Source organism: Pseudomonas sp. 37 R 15, assembly GCF_900004865.1.
Lineage (GTDB): Bacteria > Pseudomonadota > Gammaproteobacteria > Pseudomonadales > Pseudomonadaceae > Aquipseudomonas > Aquipseudomonas fluorescens_AM.
Map to the genome: position 1 here is coordinate 1,566 of NZ_CVTV01000053.1, position 3,255 is coordinate 4,820.

1 protein-coding gene is annotated in these 3,255 nt (G+C 56.9%); it reads right to left on the minus strand.

The window, feature by feature from the left end:
• A partial coding sequence (locus BFQ04_RS30070; protein WP_371914524.1) for an immunoglobulin-like domain-containing protein occupies positions 1-3,255 on the minus strand: 3,255 nt, incomplete at both ends.

A 3,255-nucleotide genomic window follows, 5' to 3' on the forward strand; every position in this document is an offset into this window, starting at 1 on the left:
CAGTCGCTTCAGTGATCTGGACGGTCTGAGTGCTCTTGTCGATAAACACGTCATCGCTTGGAGCAGGCACGGTCACGGTGCCGACGGTGTCGCCGGCTTTGATGGTGATGTTTGAGCCATTATCCAGCTTCAAAGTTACGTCAGTACCGGCCTTGTTGCTCAAGGTCGCGGTGTAAGTAATCTGACCACCTTCATTCGCCTGGGCCGGAGCCGTCAGGGTAACGGTGGTGGTGTTGTCGGTGCCTGGAGTATCAGTCACGGTGGTGTTAACTGGCGTGGTGCCAGGCACCAGATTTTCGAAGTGCTCGCCACCGGTGACATCCTTGATGGCGGTCGTGACGGTTTGATCGCCTTTATAGACGTCGTCTGGTGCCACAGCGGTGACTGTGCCGCTCGATTGGTTCACACCGATAGTGATGCTTTGGCCGTTATCCAACGCTACGGTCAACGGGTTGGTGATGTTCGTCACCGGCGCGCCGTTTTTATCCACAAGGCTGGCGGTGTAAACGATGTTGCCGCCTTCGCCGACGGTGGTGGTGGCGGTCAGGACTACATCGACCTTGTCGATAGTGTCGTTGATCGTTGTCGTTGCACCGTTGCCCGCCACTTCCAGCTTCTCGAAGTTGCCGCCAGTGGTTTCGGTGATCTGAACAGTCTGGGTGCTCTTATCGATGAACACATCATCGGAAGGTGCAGGCACAGTCACTGTGCCGACGGTATCGCCGGCTTTGATGGTGATCGATGAGCCATTATCCAGCTTCAAAGTTACGTCAGTACCGGCCTTGTTGCTCAAGGTCGCGGTGTACGTAATCTGTCCACCTTCACTCGCCTGGGCCGGAGCCGTCAGGGTGACGGTAGTGGTGTTATCAGTGCCTGGGGTATCAGTAACGGTGGTGTTAACCGGCGTGGTGCCTGGAACCAGATTTTCGAAATGCTCGCCACCGGTCACGCCTTTGATAGCGGTGGTGACGGTTTGGTCGCCCGTGTACACATCATCCGGCGCAACAACCGAAACACTGGCGCTCGATTGGTTTACACCGATAGTGATGCTCTGGCCGTTATCCAACGTCACGGTCAGCGGATTGGTGATGTTGGTCACTGGCGCGCCGTTCTTATCCACAAGGCTGGCGGTGTAAACGATGTTGCCGCCTTCGCCAACGGTGGTAGTGGCGGTCAGGACTACATCAACTTTGTCGATGGTGTCATTGATCGTGGTGGTCGCACCGTTGCCAGCAACTTCCAACTTCTCAAAGTTGCCGCCAGTCGCTTCAGTGATCTGGACGGTCTGAGTGCTCTTGTCGATGAACACGTCATCGCTTGGCGCAGGGACGGTCACAGTGCCGACGGTGTCGCCGGCTTTAATGATGATCGACGAACCGTTGTCCAGTTTCAGAGTGACGTCAGTACCAGCCTTGTTGCTCAAGGTCGCGGTATAGGTGATCTGACCACCTTCGTTAACAGCATTTGGCGCGGTCAGCGTGACGGTAGTGGTGTTGTCGGTGCCCGGAGTATCAGTAACGGTGGTATTAACCGGCGCGGTACCAGGCACCAAATTCTCGAAGTGCTCGCCACCCGTGACGGTCTGAATAGCAGCGGTGACGGTTTGATCACCCTTGTACGCATCATCAGGCGCAACAAGCGAAACGCTACCGCTCGACTGATTCACACCGATAGTGATGCTCTGGCCGTTATCGAGCGTGACGGTCAGCGGATTGGTGAGGTTAGTCACCGGCGCGCCGTTTTTATCCACAAGGCTGGCGGTGTAAACGATGGTGCCGCCTTCGCCAATGGTGGTGGTAGCGGTCAGGACTACGTCGACTTTGTCGATGGTGTCGTTGATTGTGGTGGTCGCACCGTTACCCGCAACTTCCAGTTTTTCGAAGTTACCACCAGTGGTTTCGGTGATCTGAACGGTCTGCGTGCTCTTGTCGATAAACACATCATCGGTAGGCGCAGGCACGGTCACAGTGCCGACGGTGTCACCAGCTTTGATGGTGATCGACGAGCCGTTATCGAGTTTCAGCGTGACGTCAGTACCGGCCTTGTTGCTCAAGGTCGCGGTGTAGGTAATCTGACCACCTTCATTCACCTGGGCCGGAGCTGTCAGGGTAACGGTGGTGGTGTTGTCGGTGCCTGGAGTATCAGTCACGGTGGTGTTAACTGGCGTGGTGCCAGGCACCAGATTTTCGAAGTGCTCGCCACCGGTCACGCCATTGATCGCGGCGGTGACGGTCTGGTCGCCTTTGTACACATCATCAGGCGCAACAAGCGAAACGCTACCGCTCGACTGATTCACACCGATAGTGATGCTCTGGCCGTTATCGAGCGTGACGGTCAACGGATTGGTGAGGTTAGTCACCGGCGTACCGTTCTTATCTACAAGGCTGGCGGTGTAAACGATGTTGCCGCCTTCACCAACGGTAGGAGTGGCGGTCAGGACTACATCAACTTTGTCGATGGTGTCATTGATCGTAGTGGTCGCGCCGTTGCCTGCAACTTCCAGCTTCTCGAAGTTGCCGCCAGTGGTCTCAGTGATCTGGACAGTCTGCGTGCTCTTGTCGATAAACACATCATCGGTAGGCGCTGGCACGGTCACGGTGCCGACAGTATCGCCAGCTTTGATGGTGATCGATGAGCCGTTATCCAGCTTCAACGTGATGTCACTGCCCGCGCTATTGGAAAGCGTCGCGGTGTACGTAATCTGCCCACCCTCGCTTGCTTCAGCCGGCGCGGTCAGCGTGACGGTCGTGGTATCGACGGAATCGGTAATGGTAGTGAGTGCCGGCGTCGTGCTCGGCACCAGGTTTTCGAAATTGCCGCCGGTTGCACCGGTAATGGTGGTGCTGATGGTGCTGCCATTAACGTAGACATCGTTCGGCGGTGTGTCGACGATGACGCTGCCCACGGACTCGCCGGCCTTGATGGTAATCACCGAGCCATTGCTCAAGGTGACGTTTACCGGGGTTTGCGCCGGGTTGGTCAGGGTCGCGGTGTAGGTGATCTGACCGCCTTCGGTCACGCTCGCGTCGGCTGTCAGCGTAACGGCGGTGGCATCGACCGAATCGGTGATCGTAGTAACGGCAGGCGTCGTGCTCGGCACCAGGTTTTCAAAGTTGCCGCCGGTGGCGCCGGTAATGGTGGTGCTGACGGTCGAACCGTTAACGTAGACGTCGTTGGCCGGGGTATCGACCACGACCGTACCTGTCGACTCACCCGCCTTGATGGTAATCACCGAGCCATTGCTCAAGGTGACGT